We start from the raw sequence: 15,484 nt of genomic DNA, 5'->3' as shown, positions 1-15,484 counted from the left end.
GCGCCTTGGGTCGCGGGTGGCCGGTGCGGGGCTTGTCAGAGTCGGTGGTGGAACGCGGCCGGCGTGCCGGGCTCCAAGGCGGAGGGCTCCCGACGAGGCTGGCGTGTTGCTCGGCGAAAAAGCGGCCGGCAGCGGCGGACAGGGTGGGTGCTCGGGTCGGGTTCGCCGGGCGTGCGTTCCCGAATGGGCCGGGTTCTTCCGGCGCGCGTCGCGCCTTGGGTCGCGGGTGGCCGGTGCGGGGCTTGTCAGAGTCGGTGGTGGAACGCGGCCGGCGTGCCGGGCTCCAAGGCGGAGGGCTCCCGACGAGACTGGCGTGTTGCTCGGCGAAAAAGCGGCCGGCAGCGGCGGACAGGGTGGGTGCTCGGGTCGGGTCCGCCGGGCGTGCGTTCCCGAGTGGGTCGGGCAGGGCATTTTTTCGAGATGCAGTGGGCGGGTGTGGGGCGAGAGTTCACGAAACCGGACGGCGTTGGGTGCCGTGGCCTCGGTGTGGGAGAAAACCGCAGGTCAGCGCGGAGAGGAGAGCGTTTGGGGTGCCTCGGGATCCGGTTTCGGCTCTCGCTGGGCACTTTCGGTCGTCTTGACGGCCTCTTTGGGGTGGCAGTGTTCGAAGCCGGCTCCGAGTGTGCGGTTTCGGTCTTCGCTCCGGCGTTGAGGGGGTCGGAGCGCACGAAACCGGCACTCGTCGCCCGACTTTCCGCCTCGACCTCGCAAAACCGCAGGTCACTGAGCCTCGAAGCCCACAACCACCCATCGCTATCCGGTTTCGAGCCCCAACTCCCCTCCAACGCCCCCGCAACGTCCCGACCCACCCGGGAAGGCTCCCCGGAGGGCACGACCCAAGCGCTCTCCGGCCCCCACTGCCGGCCGGTTTTCGCCGACCAACACGCCCGCCTCGCCGGAAGCTTCCGGTCTCGGAACCACGCACGCCGGCGGCGGCCCACCACCGACTCAGACCAACCCCGCACCAGCCACCCGCAACCACAAGCACAACGCGCGAACGGAAGCACCCGACCCACTCCAAAACGCACCCCCGGCGAACCCGACCCGAGCACCCACCCCGCCCGCCGCTGCCGGCCGCTTTTTCGCCGACCGACACACCCGCCTCGTCGGAAGCCCCAAGTCTCGGAGCACCGCACGCCGGCGGCGACCCACCACCAACTCAGACCGGCCCCGCACCAGCCCCCGCCACCAAACACCCAGGTTCGGTCGAGGCGGCGGTCGGTAGGGGCGGGGGTGGCGGAGGCGGTCTGGGGGCTCGGGTTGGGTCGGGCCCGTGGGTGGGTGTCGGTGGGGCGTGGGAGGGTGGCTGGTTCAAGATCGTTTGTACGGTGTCCGGGAGCGCGGCGTGGGTGGAATCGGCGAGGGTGTGTACGTGGTGCGCAATGTGCACAGTGGGCTCGTGCTCGAGGTCGAGGGGGGCCGGACCGGGGGTGGGGCCCGGGTGGTGCAGGGGGCCGACGACGGGACGACCGCGCAACATTGGCGGGTCTCGGCGGTCCATCCCGGTGGGGCCGTGTATCACCTGGAGCACGTGGTCGCCGGGAAGCGGCTGGACGTGATCGGGGCCTCCGTGGAGAACGGGGCCTATGTACAGCTCTGGCGGGCCAACAACTTCGGCGCCCAGGAGTGGATCCTGGAGGAGCACGCGGAGGAGGCGGGGCGGGTCACGCTGATCAACTACGTCAGCGGGCTGCTGCTCGAGGTCGCCGACGGCAGTACGGAGGTCGGCGGGGCCGTACGGCAGTGGGAGGACACCGACCACCCGTCGCAGTGGTGGACGCTCGAACCACGCTGAGCCCGCGTCCGCCGCCGAAGCGGCCGGGCCGTGCCCGAGGCGCCCGCCCCTACGCCGCGGCCACCACCTGGGCGCGTGCCAGCGCGGGCGTGGCCGGGTGGGGCCGGGCGCCCGGGCGGGTGAAGACGAACAGGCGCAGCACCACGAAGCGGCCGATCCCGGCCAGGCCGGACGCGCCCAGGTAGACGCCCTGTTCGACCAGCACGCCCGCGCCCGGGGCCGCCGCGTGCAGGCCCAGCATCGCGGCCGTGGTGACCAGGTACGCGGCCAGCGCGCTGAGCGCGGACTGCCCGTGCGGGCGCAGCCCGGCCCGGCCGCCGCCGAAGGTGAACCGGCTGTGCAACTCGGTGGCGGCCACCGTGGAGACCACGGTCACGAACGCGTTGGCGACCGCGATCGGCATCGTGCCGGAGAGTACGACCAGTGCACCGGAGGAGGCGATCCCGGTACCGCCGCCGAAGACCACGAAGCGCGCGAAAGCGGCGATCGGACCGGACTTCCCGCTCTCGCCGCCCGCCGCCTCGCCGCTGGTGTCCGCGCTGCTCTTCCCCGTGGTCTTCATAGGCTTCAGCCTAGAAACGAATGAGGCAAACGAGCTTCCTGATTCGCTCGATGCACGCGGGATTCTCGATAAAAACACAGAACCAAGCCTGGCGGAAGACACAGCCCCGACGCACCGGGTTTTTCACCACCGGCCCCACGCCCACCACCGGGCGCCCCGCCGCCCGAGTGCGCCCCGACCGAAGCCGATCGGAGCGCTCGCTCCCCGGGTGTCGTCGGGCGCTAGTTGGCCGACGTGAAGACCAGCGTCGCGTTGTGTCCGCCGAAGCCGAAGGCGTTGGCCACCGCGACGTTGAGCGGGCCGACCCTGGGTTCCTTGGCGACCACGTCCAGGTCGATGTCCGGGTCCTGCGAGTCCAGGTTGATGGTGGCCGGGACGACCCCGTCGCGCAGCGCCGACACCGCCGCGACCGCGGCGATCGCGCCGGCGCCGCCGCACAGGTGGCCGAGCATCGACTTGATCGCGGTGACCGCCGCGTGCGTACCGATCGCCTCGGTGATCGACGCGGCCTCCAGCACATCGCCGGCCGGGGTCGAGGTCGCGTGCGCCTGGATGTGGTCCACGTCGGCGCCGGTGACGCCCGCCTCGGCCATCGCCAGCCGCAGCGCCCGGACCTGGCCGGGGCCGTACCCGGCGGTGATGTGGTTCGCGTCCGAGGTGACCCCGGCGCCGGCCAGGTACGCGTGTACGAACGCACCGCGCGCCGCCGCGAATTCGGCCCGCTCCAGGACCACGAGCGCGGCCCCCTCGCTCATCACGAAGCCGTTGCGCGTGACGTCGAACGGACGCGACGCGGTCGCGGGGTCGCCGCCGTGCGTGGACAACGCGCGGGCCTGCGCGAAGCCGGCGATGGGCAGCGCGCCTATCGTCGCCTCCGCACCGCCCGCGACCACCACGTCGGCGCGGCCGAGGCGGATCAGGTCCAGGCCGTAGGCGATCGCCTCGGAGCCCGATGCGCACGCGCTCACGGGGGTGTACGCGCCGGCCCGGGCGCCCAGTTCCATGCTCACCTGCGCGGCCGGCCCATTGGGCATCAGCATCGGCACGGTGTGCGGGGACACCCGGCGCACCCCGGACTCGGCCAGCAGGTCGTGCTGCGCGAGCATCGTCATGGCGCCGCCCATGCCGGTGCCGACCACGACGGCGAACCGTTCCGGCTCGACCGCCGGCGCGCCCGCGTCCTGCCACGCCTCACGCGCCGCCACCAGCGCGGCCTGCTGACAGCGGTCGAGCCGCCGGGCCTTGACCCGGTCGAGCACCGTCTCGGGGCAGACCTTCATCCGCCCGGCGATCCGCACCGGCAGGTCGGCTGCCCAGGGATCCGTCAGCGCGCCGATTCCCGACTCGCCCGCCAGCAGGGCCGCCCACGTCGAGGGCACATCCCCGCCCAACGGCGTGGTCGCACCCATCCCCGTCACCACCACATCGGTCCTGCCGAGCGACATACAACGCACCCCAGCTCAGTCGAAGCCTTGTCAAAACGCGACACAGACGACCGGCGCACGATCGCGAGCCGGTCACTTGTCTCGCAACGCTGTCAGGGATACGTCGGCGCCGGGGTATCGACACCGATAAAGAGGACGTCCTAATACTTGTGGAGACTCGACAACCGACCGGTAACCGACCCAGCGTCGCAAATCACCCGAAACGCCCCGATACCGGCCGAAGTCAAACGCCCGCGGCCGGCATCTTCGGCCGGCGCGGGATACGTATCGAGCCGGCCCCGGAGTGGCTCCCGCCGGGGGGCATTATCGACGAATCAGGGATGGTTGGCTCGAATTTCCCAAAGATCGGCTAAAACCGTGCGAAGCGTCGTGACCATGGTCATTCGCGACTTTCCCGTAGTCGATCCCAGGGGGACCGCCATGGCCTGGTACTCCGGAGCCACCAAACGTGAACTACAACCCGAATCCGACTCCCAGCCCGGTATCCGCCCCACCCAGTTGATCCTCCACTCGATCGCCGCACCGTGGTCCGGGGAACGGATGTACGAGTACTGGCGCGACTCGACCAACCTGGAGTCGCACTTCGGCTGCGCGTACGACGGGGGTCTGTTCCAGTTCATCGGCACCGAGACCCGCGCCGACGCCAACGCGTCGGCGAACCGGCGGGCCGACGGCACCGGAGCGGTCAGCTGCGAGAGCGCGAGCAACCTGGAGCACACCGATCCGTGGACCGACGCCCAGGTCGCGAGCCTGATCCGGCTGGGCGTGTGGCTGCACCAACGGCACGGCCTGCCGCTGCGGGTGTGCCGCGCCTGGGACGACCCGGGCTACGGCTACCACCGGATGTTCGCCCAGTGGTCGCTGGGCGGCACCGCCTGCCCCGGTGATGCGCGGGTGCGCCAGTTCACCGAGCTGGTCTTCCCCGGGATCGTGGCCGCCGCCACGGGTGGCCCGGACGTCGAGATCCCGGCCCAGCGGCCCGCCGTGGACCTGGCCGAACTGGTCGCGGCGGCGCGTTCGGACCCGGAGCGGCCCGGGACGCCCGTCACCTACATGGGGACGCGCATGGTCGAGAACGCGCTGGTCGCGGAGGGGTTGCTGGCCGAGGGCCTGGCCGATGGGCACTACGGCACCGCGACCGTGCGGGCGTACGCGGAGTGGCAGCGCAGGCTCGGCTACAGCGGCTCCGACGCCGACGGGATCCCGGGCCGCCGCTCACTGGCCCGGTTGGGTGACCGGCACGGGTTCACGGTGGCGTAGGCGATCCGCGCGCCGCGCGCCGCGAGTCCGCCGGGGCCCGGAGCGCGGCGCCATACGCCCCGATCGGCGTCGCTATACGCCTCGATCGGTGGCCACGAGCAGGCCCGTGACCATCGCCAGGAGCGACCACACCAGCCACGTCCACGCGACCGCTTCGTAGACCGCGCTGTACAGGCCGAGAATGGTCAGCAGCACGAGCGTGCAGACCACCATGCCGCGACTCTGCGGACCGTAGGTACGGATCATCGTCGCCTCCTCCGTCGGAGTCCGGGAACGCACCCGTGCGAGCCACGGTAGCGCAGCGCGTTCGACCACCGACAGATCACGACCGGTCACAAACGCGCAGCGTGCGGGGCCGGCGTCCGAGAGATGGCCGTACCCGCCACCACACGGATGGCCGCACCCGTCACAACACCAGGAGGTCGAACAACCGATCCAGGTCCGCCGCCGGGTTCGCGGTCAACCCGCCGTGTACCGGGCCCGGTTGCACGATCGTGCTGCGCGGCGCGGTCAGCCAGCGAAAGCGCCGGCCGAGCGGTTCCGCGCCCGGCGCGCCGGCCGACTCGCTGCCCGCGCACACCAGCTCCCACGCGGCCAGTACCGCCCTGGCCTGAGTCGGGTCGGCCTCCGGGTCGAGCGCGCACAACCTGGACTGCTCGACGTGCGTACGCGCGCCCAGGAAGTCGAATGCCTGGCTGTACAGGGCCACCCCGACATTCAGACACTCCCCGCGCTCCACGCGCGGCACCAGCCGGATGATCGAGTACTCGAAGAACTCCCGCTGCACGGCCATCGTCATCACTTGAGCCAATCCGGACGGTTCGACGGCTGCGCGGCGCCCTGGCGCGCGGACACCTCGGGCGCGATCTCCGGCAACCACGCGCGCGGGGCGGCGGCGCGGGCCAGCAGGTGCGCGATGTACGCCTCGCGCAGCGCGCCGGGACGGTCCAGGCCGAGCGCCCGCTCCGCGTCGCCCGGTTCCAGCCACTCGTCCGGGACCAGTGCCAGCACTTCGGTCAGCAGCTCGCGGGTGATCCTCGGGGCCAGCTCGGCGTCGGCCTTGAGCAGGCCCGGTCCGCCGAGCGCGGCCAACACGTGGTCGCTCGCGTCGAACGGGCGCGTGGCGGCGGACGCGGCGGCCTGCCACGCGTGGTGGAACCACAACGAGGCGCCGTGGTCGATCAGCCACAACCGGCCGTGCCAGACCAGCAGGTTCGGGTTGCGCCAGGAACGGTCCACGTTGGAGGTGAACGCGTCCAGCCACAACACGCGCGCGGCCAGTTCGGGGTCCGGCTCCCAGGTGGCGGGGGTGAAGTCGGCCGAGCCCGGCAGGAAGTCCATTCCGAGGTTCAGCCCGGCGCTGGCCTGCACCAGCTCCTGTACCTCCTGGTCCGGTTCGCCGCGCGCGATCACCGGATCCACCTCGACCCGCACCAGCGCCGGCACCGGCAGCCCGAGCCGACGCGCCAGTTCGCCCACCACGACCTCGGCGACCAGCACCTTGGGCCCCTGCCCGGCACTGCGGAACTTGACGACATACGTGCCGAGGTCGTCGGCCTCGACGAGCCCGGGCAACGAGCCGCCCTCACGCATGGGCGTGACGTAACGAATGGCATGGACCAGGGGAAGCATGCCCGAAACAATGCCACGCCCTCGACGCCGAAAAACACTCGCCCCGCCGCGCCCGTCCCCGACACCCTGGGCCGATGACCCACACCGACCGCGTCCTGGTCCTGTCCCCACGCAGCACCGACACCGACCGAGCCCTGGCGAGCGCCGCCCATCGCCGCGACCTGCCGGTACGCCGCCTGCACACCTGGCAGGCGCCGGACGACCTGATGGGCACGCGGGCGCACCTGTACGCGGGGCCGCTGTTCGCCGACGCGACCGCGCGCGATCTGGACCTGGGTCTGCTGGAGGCGCCGGAGGACTGGTTGGCGCGGCTGCCGGTCGAGCTGACCCGGCGGGAGATCACCGCGACCACGTTGGCGCACGCGTGGACGCTGCGCCGGCCGATGTTCGTCAAGCCGCCGAACGACAAGTCGTTCCCGGCCAGGGTGTACCGGGACGGCACCCAGCTGCCGGGCAGCGACGCGGCGGACCCGGACACCGCGGTGCTGCTCAGCGAGACCATCGTGTTCCGGGCGGAATACCGGCTGTTCTGCCTGGACGGGGTGGTGCACGCGGCGTCGCGGTACGCCGTCGACGGCGACCTGGACATCGCGCCGATCGCGGCGTGCCGGCGCGGTCCGGACGCGCTCGCGTTCGGCGCCGACGTGCTGGCGGCGGCCGGGGCGGACCTGCCCTCGGCGATCGTGGTGGACGTGGGCGGCACCGACACGGGCTGGGCGGTCGTCGAGGCCAACGCGGCCTGGGCCTCGGGGGGCTACGCGTGCGAGATCGACCGGGTGCTGGACGTGGTGCTGCGCGCCGGTGGGCCGCGCCGGGAACTCCCGGCACGGGACGCGGCGTTTGTCCGGCACGCCCCCGTCATTCGGGACCGGGGGTGAGGGTTCGAGGCCGGCGGGCGACACGGCGATGGGGCCGGGCGACCGGTCCGGAGACAATGGGTGTACCCGGATCCATCAGGATCCCCGCTCCTCGGGACGTGACACGCGTGAGTTCGCCGGAATCCAGCTCGGCGCCGATCGGCGACCTGTTCATGCGCCTGGCCAAGCGCATCCGGATCCGCGCCGGCCGCGAACTCGCCCCGTTGGGTCTGACCCCCGCCCAGGCGCACGCGATGAAGGTGCTCGTGCACGCCGGTGAGCCGCTGCGGATGGCGGACCTCGCCGCGCGCCTGGAGATCGTGCCGCGCTCGGCGACGACGGTGGTGGACGACCTGGCGGCGCGCGGATTGGTCCGGCGCAGCGCCTCGGCGGTGGATCGGCGGGCGACGTTGGTGGAGCCGACGGAGCAGGGGCGCGCCGAGGTGCGTCGGATCCGGGCGATCCGTCAGGGCGCGGGGGCGGCCGTGTTCGATCGGCTCGGCGAGGCGGACCGGGCCGAGCTGCTGCGGTTGTTGCGGTTGTTGGATCGGGAGCTGGCCGAGCAGGAGTCGGTGGACCGGGACGGTGCGGGGCATCCGTGTGCGCGCGGGTCGGCGCGGTGAGTCGGGGGTGCGGGGGCCGGGTCGCCGCTGTGGATGCCCGAGTCGTCCCGGGTCGACGCCCGGGTGATTCCGCCGAGAGCAGAGGGTCCTTCCCGTGGCGGCCGTACGCGGGCAGAGTCTGATCATGAGAACTTTGATCCTGGGTGGTTCCGAATTCGTCGGCCGGGCCCTGACCGACGCCGCGCTCGCCAGGGGTTGGGACGTCACCGTGTTCAACCGCGGTCGGTACGAACTCCCGCCCGAGGTACGCCCGTTGGTCGGTGATCGCACCGTCGAGGGTGGTCTGGCGGCGCTGGCCGACGGCGAGTGGGACGTGGTCCTGGACACGTGGAGTGCCGCACCCAGGGCGGTGCGGGACACGGCCGACCTGCTGGCCGACCGGGTCGGGCGCTATGTGTACATCTCCACGTGCTCGGTGTACGCGGAGCCGACGCTCGCCGGGGTGGGCGAGGAGGCGCCGTTGGTCGAGGGTTCGCCCGACGACGGCGACGTGGCGTACCCGATCGCCAAGCGCGGCGCCGAGATCGCCATCGAGCGGGCCTTCGGCGACCGGTACGTGCACGCGCGCGCCGGCCTGATCCTGGGACCGCGCGAGAACATCGGCCGCCTCCCGTGGTGGCTCAACCGGATCGCCCGAGGCGGCCCCGTGGTCGCACCCGGCCCGCGCGAGTCCCCGCTGCAGTTCATCGACGCGCGCGACCTGGCCGAGTGGTCGGTGCACGCCGCCGAGGCGGGCCTGAGCGGCCCGTACAACCTGATCTCGCCGACGGGCCACACCACGATGGGCGAACTGCTCGACCTGTGCGTGCGGGTCACCGGCTCCACCGCCGAACTGCGCTGGATCGACCCGGAGACGATCCTGGCCGCCGACGTGCAGCCGTGGATCGAACTGCCGGTGTGGATCCCGGCGGGCGAGGACTACAACAGCATCCACCGCCGCGACGTGAGCAAGGCCCTGGCCGCCGGCCTCCGCATCCGCCCGACAGCGGAAACCGTGGCCGACACCTGGACCTGGCTCCGCACCCTGGGCGGAGTGGCTCCCCAACGCCCCGACCGCCCGGTGGTCGGCCTGCCCCCGGAAAAGGAAGCCGAACTCCTCAAGTCCTGAGAGGCCAAGGCGCCGTCGGCAACCCGGACCCCCGGCGGCGCCCCCCGGGGGACGCGAGCCCGCCCGCACCCTGAGCCGAAGCGGTTGGCACACGCCCCGGCGCACGTTGCGGTATGCCCGCGGCCTTGCGCGCCGGCTACCTGTTACCCGGATCGCGATGTCACCCTGAGGGCATGGACCACGACCTCCGCGACCCCGACCGGCCGACCATCGCCACCACCATCAATGGCGTCCCCACCGAACTCCCCGGCACCCTCGTCGACATCCGTGCCGCCCTCCCCGAAGACCGGCGCGACGCCTTCGACAAGGAGATCGACAACGCCCCTCTCAAGGACCTGGCCGCCATCGCCGTCCACTGGGCCATCCCCCCGGAGGAGCACGCCCGCATCGACGCCGACGCCGAGCGCATTCGCTCCGGCGACCTCACCGGCGTCGTCGACATCGACGGGAACCCGGTTGAGCCATGAGCAGCTACTACGTGCAGTACTCCGACCGAGCCCGCAGCGAATACGCCGCCCCCTCCGCCTCGACCCGCCGCGACCCGCCGCGACTTCGACCGCGCGGTAGCCGCCATGGCCCGCGATCCCTACGCCCACGGCGCCGCCATCCGAGGCAACAAGGACCGGCGCTCGGCGTGCCTCGCGGGGGTGATCACCGAGTACGAGATCAGCCGCGACGTCCTGGTGGTCACCATGCTCAAGGTCGTCGGGATCTGAACCAACGACGAGCCTCGCGACCACCACGCCCGACTCCCGCCCCATTCGTTCCCCAGTCGCCCGCCCGGCAAGGACAGGCGCGCGCCGGGCTCGCCCAACGCGTGAACGACCTCGGGACATCGACCTGGACGCACGGGCCGACGGATCGTCCGGCACCGCCCTTCCGAGCCCACGTGGCCGCGTCGGGCGGGCTGGACGCCGCGCAGGGCGTGGAGTCCCGGCGCCTCGCGGATCGCCCGCACGGGATGCACCGCGAGTTCGCCCCACACACGGGTGTGCCGACCGTGCGTGAGGTGGCCGAGAGGGTCGAGGCTGTCCTGGCGATGCCCTACCGGCGGGCAACGCCGCGAGCATGTCGGTGAGCCCGAGGACGCGTTCGAGTCGGATCGGGTCGAGTGGGTGCCGCTGAAAGAAGTGCCGGACCTGATCGCGCGCGGGGAGATTCGTTCCGCCAACGCCGTGGCCGCGCTGCTCATGCTGCACCGGCTCCGTGGACTGTGACGCCGGCCGAGGCGGTCGCGGTGGGAGCCGCGAGACGCGCCCCTCCGGCAACTGTGCCTGCGTCGGCTCCACCGGACACAGACCCGCGTCGGCCGCTCGTAGGCTTCACGCATGACGCATCGTGTGCTGTACGTCGTGGCCGGGGCTGCTCCTGCGCTGGGTGAGCTCGGGAGCCTGGTCCACGCCGTTCGCGCGGACGGCTGGGACACGTGTGTCACGCTCACTCCGACCGCCGCGGCATGGCTCGCCGCGAGTCTCGACGACCTGGCGGCCATCGCGGGCCGTCCGGTGCGCACCCGCGAGCGCGGGCCCGACGACCCGCGGCCGTTCCCGGCCCCGGATGCCCTGCTCGCCTGCCCGTTGACCTTCAACACCCTCAACAAATGGGCACTCGGCATCTCCGACAACGTAGCCCTCGGCACCCTGAACGAGGCGCTGGGCGCAGGCATCCCGGTGGTCGCCGTGCCTTGGTTCAAGAGCGCCCTGGCCGCGCACCCGGCCTCCGTCCGGAGCCTGGACACCCTGCGCGCCTGCGGTGTCGGCCTGGTCCTCGACGAGGACGGCTCACCACTCAACGGCGACGACGAACACGACTGGTCCACGGTAATCGGCCGCCTGCCCGCCCTCGACCCGGGCGCATAACCGGCGCGTGCTCCCTCCGAGTGCGCCGGCTACCGATCACGGTGGGCACGATGCCACGCTGACGGCATGGACGACACCCGCGACCCGCGCGATCCCGACGTCACGATCCACACCGGCGGCGCCCTCTGGCCCACCCCCGGCCAAATCCGCGCCGAACTCCCCGACGACGCCCGCGCCCAGTTCGAACAGGACTACCAACACGCACTGCGCGTCGCGGCCGAACTCGGCGACCTCGCCCAACTCGCCAACATCCTCGAACCTTGGCAACGGCGCCTCATCCACCACCGCGCCGGCGACTACGACGACATTCTCGACCGCGCCCGAGCCGTCCGCGCCGGCGAGGACGTGGGGGCGATCCCCCTCGCCCGACTCCAGGAGGCGGACCGGTGAGCTACACGATCGAGTACCACCCGAAGGCCGAGTTGGTCCGGCGGACCCTGCCACGCACTGCCCTCAACGCTCTCGACACCCTGGAGCACCGGCTACAGCGCGACCCGTGGGGTGCCGGGAAACGCATGGCCGGCGGTCTGAAGGACACCCTGGAAGCGCCGTTCGGCCGCTTCGGGTTCGCCACCTACGTAGTCCAGGACACGCGGGTACTGGTCAGCGTCATCAGCCTCACCTGGACCGGCTGACCATCACCGGACGCCGAGCACGCCCACCCGCCGCGTGTCGGGCCCCGCGGATGGGGTCGCACGGATGTACGGAAACCTTGTCCCATCACCGTGCCGGACCGCGGGAAGGCGCCGCCCGCTGCTCCCGGGAGTGGGCGGCGCCTGCTTGGGGTGGCCCGTGGTCGGGCCCGGCTACTTGGCCGTGTAGTGGACCTGGAGTTCCTTGATGCCGTTGATCCAGGCGTGGCGGAGGCGCCTCGCGTCGGCGGCCTTGGTGATGTCGGGCATCGCGTCGGCGATGGCGTTGAACATCAGGTTGATCTCCATGCGCGCGAGCGAGGCGCCGAGGCAGAAGTGCGGGCCGCCACCGCCGAAGCCCAGGTGCGGGTTGGGGCTGCGGGTGATGTCGAACTTCGTCGGGTTCTCGAACACGTCCGCGTCGAAGTTGGCCGAGCTGTAGAAGATGCCGACCCGCTGGCCCGCCTTGATCTCCTGGCCGCCGAGCACGGTGTCCTGGGTGGCGGTGCGCTGGAAGGACATCACCGGTGAGGAGTAGCGCACGATCTCGTCCGCCGTGGTCTCCGGGCGCTCCGCCTTGTACAGCTCCCACTGGTCGGGGTTGTCGAAGAACGCCAGCATCCCGTGCGTGATCGCGTTGCGCGTGGTCTCGTTGCCGGCCACGGCCAACAGCAGGACGAAGAAGCCGAATTCGTCGGAGGACAGGCTGCCGTCGGATTCGGCGGTGATCAGCCGGGTGACGATGTCCTGCGCCGGGCACGCCTTGCGCTCCTCGGCCATGCCCATCGAGTACAGCATCAGCTCGGCGGCGGCCTGCGCGCCCGCCTCCTGGGTCTCCGCGTACTCGGGGTCGTCGTAGCCGAGCATCTTGTTCGACCACTCGAAGATCTTCCGGCGGTCCTCCTGCGGTACACCGATCAGTTCCGCGATCGCCTGCAGGGGCAGTTCGCAGGCGACCTCGGTGACGAAGTCGCCCGAGCCCTTGGCCTTGGCGTCCGCCACGATCTGCGCGGCGCGTTCGGTCAGCGCGGCCTGGAGGGCGTTGATCGCCCGGGGCGTGAAGCCGCGCTGGACGATGCTGCGCAGCCGGGTGTGCTCCGGCGGGTCTATGTTGATCATGATGAGCTTCTGCGCATCGATGTTGGACATGTCCATGCCCTCGGCGAAGCGGATGATCGCGGTGTTCTTGTTCGTCGAGTAGATCTCCGGCTTGGTGGAGACCTCCTTGACGTCCGCGTGCCGGGTGACCAGCCAGTAGCCGTCGTCGCCGAAGTTGGACACCTCGGGCGTCTGCGGGACCCACACCACCGGGGACGTCTTGCGCAGCAGCGCGAACTCGTCGAGCGGGATGCGCGTGGTGTACAGGTCGGGGTCGGTGGGGTCGAAGCCGTGGTCGAGGACCGGACACGTCATGGTGGAACTCCCGTTGCCGGAGGGTGTGCGAGGTCGCCGCGGGATCCGGCCGGGGACGGGTGCCGAACGTCGCGGTGGAGCGGTGGTGCGATGGAGCGGTGGTGCGGTGAGCGCGTGCTCGATCAGGCCCCGGCGACCGGGCCCGGCGCCCTGCGGCGCGGGCCCAGGAGCTTGCGGACCACACCGCGCAGGATGCGGCCCAGCTCGTCGTCGGGCAGTTCGGGGAAGGCGGCGACGGCGGAGTAGATGCCACCCATCGCCACCGCCGTCGACACGCGGTATTCGATCGAGTCGTCGACGTCGTCGAGGACTTCGCGCACCCGCGCGGTGATCGAGGCGAGTCGGGGCTGAATGGCGGGGTGGCGGCCTATCGCGACGTCCCGGTCGAGGATGACGGCGAGGGTGCGATACCGGATGAGGAAGTCGACGTACCCCTCGAACAGCAGGCGTTGGCGAGCGGTGGTGCCACGCCTGCTCTCGGCGACCTCCAACACCCGGTCCAGATCGTTCAGGGCCGGGCGCAGCAGGGCGTCGAGCAGTTCGTCCTTGGTCCGGAAGTGGTAGTACAGGGCCGCCTTGGTCACCCCGACACGGTCGGCGATGGCCTGCAACGAGGTGCCGGCGAAGCCGTGTTCGCCGAACAGCTCCTCTGCCGCCAGGAGCACCCGGTCGTAGGTGTCCTCCGGTGCCGGAATCGCCACGGGTCCCCCTTCCTGTTGGCCATGAACATACGTCGACCTTTGCCAATCGACAAGGCTGATGGGCCGTCAATTTTGATCCTGGAACGGCTGTTCACAAGGAAACCGGCTTGCCGCTCGGCCAGGAGTGGACCCGGACGGGCTGACGATCCGGCCGGGCGGTGATCACCCGTCGACCGCACCTCGTTCACACCCCGATCGCACCCGCCCACCCGAATCGCCCCGCCGCACACGACGCGCCGGTAGGTTGCCGCCATGAGCGATTTCGAGGCCCGCATCGAGGCCGAGCGGCAGCGGTCGGCCGGCCCGGCATCCGGCGTCGGCCCGACCGCGGCCGCACGTCGACCCGCCGACTGGGCCGCGGTCGCCGAGCGCGTCGAGGCGCTGCTGGCCGCGACGGCGGCCGAGTTCGACCGCCGGGGCCTCGCGGCACTACCCGTACTCGGCTACCCGCCGCCCGGAATACGCTCGCGACTCACCGGCCGCCGACCGATCGTCGTGGCGCACCGCCGACCGGTGCGGGACCTGTTCTCGCTCGACCACGCGGGTCGCCCGTTCCTGGAGCGCGACCCGTTCCCGGCCCGGCAGATCTGGCTGCGCACGTCGCATCCTGGCCGGGCCAGGACCCTGGAGGCGGCCGTACTGCGCGCCGGCCTGACCCCGGACACCCTGATCCTCGACGAGGGCCCACCCATCCCCCTCGATCCGGAGGAGGCCGCCCGCGAGGGCCGGTTGGGCGGCCACTTCGCCGTCGCGGCCGACGGCACCCTGCTGGTGTACCCGACGGCGGCGCACGCCCCACCGATCCCGCTCGTCGAAGCGCTGACGGCCGCCGTGACGGGCGGCGGCACCACGCACCGCTAGGCCCTGTCCGGCGGATCTTGGTGGATCAGGCCGCGTCGTCCGGTGCCGTGCCTCGGCGTGCCGGAGAAGCAGCCGCATAGTGGTTCCATTCGGCTGTTTCTCCGGTGCGGCGAGGTGCGGTGCCGGGCGGCGCGGACCCGCCAAGATCCGCCGGACAGGGCCTAGGCACCACGCACCGCCGGCCCACGGCCGCCCGATTCACTCCACGCCCTCCACGTACATCCCCCCACCACTCGCCCGCGCCCGCAGCGCCGCCCGCAGGCGCGCGGCCCGCCCCGCCGGCATCGCCGCCGCGCCCTGATCCGGTGTCAGCAGGTGCCACGCCCGCAACTCGTCGGCCTGGAGCCGGATTTCCCCGATCCGATCGGCCGTCAACACACCCCCGTCGAACAGCCAGCGCATACCGCCGCGATGCCCGCCCGCCGGCGCCACCCACTGCGCCACGAGCAGGTTCGGCGCACCGTCGAGCACGATCCCCAACTCCTCCCGGACCTCCCGGACGCAGCCCTCCCACGGCGACTCCCCCGGTTCCAGGATCCCGCCGGGAAACTCCAACCCCGGCTTGTAGTCCGGTTCGACGAGCAGCACCCGCCCCTCGGCATCGAAGAACAACGCCCCCGCGGCGCCGGTGATCCGCACGTCCGCCGCGTCTTTCGCACGCCCATTCGCCTGACTGTCCATGCTCCGCAGTCTGGCCGAGCCGCCCGCACGCGCTCCGAGCGGGTCGCCGCGCATC

The 15,484-nt window shown here is 71.9% G+C and carries 19 protein-coding genes and 1 pseudogene; 12 read left to right on the top strand and 8 right to left on the bottom strand.

Translation table 11 applies throughout. From position 1 onward, the window contains the following. The first annotated feature begins 1,345 nt into the window (after window positions 1-1,345). Window positions 1,346-1,795 (top strand): RICIN domain-containing protein, encoded by a 450-nt coding sequence (locus tag ACFXKZ_RS18635; RefSeq protein WP_380001702.1) that lies wholly within the window; start codon window positions 1,346-1,348, stop codon window positions 1,793-1,795. Between the two features lie 49 nt (window positions 1,796-1,844). On the opposite strand, the gene ACFXKZ_RS18630 is transcribed toward ACFXKZ_RS18635, so the two are convergent. Together ACFXKZ_RS18630 and ACFXKZ_RS18625 are read right to left on the bottom strand one after the other, a co-directional pair. Next, window positions 1,845-2,357 (bottom strand): hypothetical protein, encoded by a 513-nt coding sequence (locus tag ACFXKZ_RS18630; protein WP_380001700.1) that lies wholly within the window; start codon window positions 2,355-2,357, stop codon window positions 1,845-1,847. Window positions 2,358-2,578: 221 nt separating this feature from the next. Next, window positions 2,579-3,802 carry a beta-ketoacyl-[acyl-carrier-protein] synthase family protein gene (locus ACFXKZ_RS18625; RefSeq protein ID WP_380001698.1) on the bottom strand — a complete coding sequence of 408 codons (1,224 nt, stop codon included), beginning with the start codon at window positions 3,800-3,802 and terminating at the stop codon, window positions 2,579-2,581. Between the two features lie 420 nt (window positions 3,803-4,222). Here ACFXKZ_RS18625 and ACFXKZ_RS18620 point away from each other — a divergent pair, with 420 nt between their 5' ends. Continuing rightward, on the top strand, window positions 4,223-5,062 hold the full coding sequence (locus tag ACFXKZ_RS18620) for an N-acetylmuramoyl-L-alanine amidase (protein ID WP_380001696.1): 840 nt from the start codon (window positions 4,223-4,225) through the stop codon (window positions 5,060-5,062). 72 nt (window positions 5,063-5,134) lie between these two features. On the opposite strand, the gene ACFXKZ_RS18615 is transcribed toward ACFXKZ_RS18620, so the two are convergent. From ACFXKZ_RS18615 to ACFXKZ_RS18605, 3 genes are all read right to left on the bottom strand, one after another. Then, complete coding sequence (locus tag ACFXKZ_RS18615) at window positions 5,135-5,308, bottom strand: hypothetical protein (protein WP_380001694.1); 174 nt, start codon at window positions 5,306-5,308, stop codon at window positions 5,135-5,137. 160 nt (window positions 5,309-5,468) lie between these two features. After that, window positions 5,469-5,861, bottom strand: coding sequence for a DUF3037 domain-containing protein (locus ACFXKZ_RS18610; protein ID WP_078974045.1), 393 nt, complete (start codon window positions 5,859-5,861; stop codon window positions 5,469-5,471). Continuing rightward, a complete protein-coding gene (locus ACFXKZ_RS18605; RefSeq protein ID WP_380001692.1) occupies window positions 5,861-6,694 on the bottom strand; it encodes a HipA family kinase in 834 nt (277 codons plus the stop codon). Before ACFXKZ_RS18605 ends, ACFXKZ_RS18610 begins: the two co-directional genes overlap by 1 nt. 74 nt (window positions 6,695-6,768) lie before the next feature. Here ACFXKZ_RS18605 and ACFXKZ_RS18600 point away from each other — a divergent pair, with 74 nt between their 5' ends. The 9 genes and pseudogenes from ACFXKZ_RS18600 (at window position 6,769) to ACFXKZ_RS18560 (ending at window position 11,776) form a co-directional block, all read left to right on the top strand. Beyond that, complete coding sequence (locus ACFXKZ_RS18600; RefSeq protein ID WP_380001690.1) at window positions 6,769-7,572, top strand: ATP-grasp domain-containing protein; 804 nt, start codon at window positions 6,769-6,771, stop codon at window positions 7,570-7,572. Between the two features lie 107 nt (window positions 7,573-7,679). After that, window positions 7,680-8,174: a MarR family winged helix-turn-helix transcriptional regulator gene (locus ACFXKZ_RS18595; RefSeq protein ID WP_380001688.1), complete on the top strand. Its 495-nt coding sequence runs from the start codon at window positions 7,680-7,682 to the stop codon at window positions 8,172-8,174. Window positions 8,175-8,298: 124 nt separating this feature from the next. Beyond that, complete coding sequence (locus ACFXKZ_RS18590) at window positions 8,299-9,282, top strand: SDR family oxidoreductase (protein WP_380001686.1); 984 nt, start codon at window positions 8,299-8,301, stop codon at window positions 9,280-9,282. 173 nt (window positions 9,283-9,455) lie between these two features. Beyond that, window positions 9,456-9,749, top strand: coding sequence for a hypothetical protein (locus tag ACFXKZ_RS18585; protein WP_380001684.1), 294 nt, complete (start codon window positions 9,456-9,458; stop codon window positions 9,747-9,749). A 105-nt stretch (window positions 9,750-9,854) separates the two neighbouring features. Beyond that, window positions 9,855-9,998 carry a hypothetical protein gene (locus ACFXKZ_RS18580; protein WP_380001682.1) on the top strand — a complete coding sequence of 48 codons (144 nt, stop codon included), beginning with the start codon at window positions 9,855-9,857 and terminating at the stop codon, window positions 9,996-9,998. 348 nt (window positions 9,999-10,346) lie between these two features. Beyond that, a pseudogene (locus tag ACFXKZ_RS18575) lies at window positions 10,347-10,499 on the top strand (NUDIX hydrolase); the annotation flags it as partial. A gap of 111 nt (window positions 10,500-10,610) precedes the next feature. Next, window positions 10,611-11,141 carry a flavoprotein gene (locus ACFXKZ_RS18570; protein ID WP_380001680.1) on the top strand — a complete coding sequence of 177 codons (531 nt, stop codon included), beginning with the start codon at window positions 10,611-10,613 and terminating at the stop codon, window positions 11,139-11,141. Window positions 11,142-11,207: 66 nt separating this feature from the next. Continuing rightward, on the top strand, window positions 11,208-11,531 hold the full coding sequence (locus ACFXKZ_RS18565; RefSeq protein WP_380001678.1) for a DUF6247 family protein: 324 nt from the start codon (window positions 11,208-11,210) through the stop codon (window positions 11,529-11,531). After that, window positions 11,528-11,776 carry a type II toxin-antitoxin system RelE/ParE family toxin gene (locus tag ACFXKZ_RS18560; protein WP_380001676.1) on the top strand — a complete coding sequence of 83 codons (249 nt, stop codon included), beginning with the start codon at window positions 11,528-11,530 and terminating at the stop codon, window positions 11,774-11,776. The genes ACFXKZ_RS18565 and ACFXKZ_RS18560 overlap by 4 nt, the downstream gene beginning before the upstream one ends. A gap of 171 nt (window positions 11,777-11,947) precedes the next feature. On the opposite strand, the gene ACFXKZ_RS18555 is transcribed toward ACFXKZ_RS18560, so the two are convergent. Together ACFXKZ_RS18555 and ACFXKZ_RS18550 are read right to left on the bottom strand one after the other, a co-directional pair. Then, the gene (locus tag ACFXKZ_RS18555) at window positions 11,948-13,186 is read right to left on the bottom strand and encodes a cytochrome P450 (RefSeq protein ID WP_380001674.1); all 1,239 of its coding nucleotides are present in this window, start codon (window positions 13,184-13,186) and stop codon (window positions 11,948-11,950) included. Between the two features lie 122 nt (window positions 13,187-13,308). Then, window positions 13,309-13,887 (bottom strand): TetR/AcrR family transcriptional regulator, encoded by a 579-nt coding sequence (locus ACFXKZ_RS18550; RefSeq protein WP_380001672.1) that lies wholly within the window; start codon window positions 13,885-13,887, stop codon window positions 13,309-13,311. Between the two features lie 252 nt (window positions 13,888-14,139). Between ACFXKZ_RS18550 and ACFXKZ_RS18545 the strand changes: the two genes are divergently transcribed. Further along, the gene (locus ACFXKZ_RS18545) at window positions 14,140-14,748 is read left to right on the top strand and encodes a hypothetical protein (protein WP_380001670.1); all 609 of its coding nucleotides are present in this window, start codon (window positions 14,140-14,142) and stop codon (window positions 14,746-14,748) included. A gap of 198 nt (window positions 14,749-14,946) precedes the next feature. Here ACFXKZ_RS18545 and ACFXKZ_RS18540 read toward each other — a convergent pair whose 3' ends face one another. Continuing rightward, window positions 14,947-15,429 carry an NUDIX domain-containing protein gene (locus ACFXKZ_RS18540; RefSeq protein ID WP_380001668.1) on the bottom strand — a complete coding sequence of 161 codons (483 nt, stop codon included), beginning with the start codon at window positions 15,427-15,429 and terminating at the stop codon, window positions 14,947-14,949. Window positions 15,430-15,484: the final 55 nt, after the last annotated feature.

This window comes from Embleya sp. NPDC059237, from assembly GCF_042754105.1.
GTDB lineage: Bacteria > Actinomycetota > Actinomycetes > Streptomycetales > Streptomycetaceae > Embleya.
This window is presented reverse-complemented; position numbering and strand designations above follow the sequence as displayed.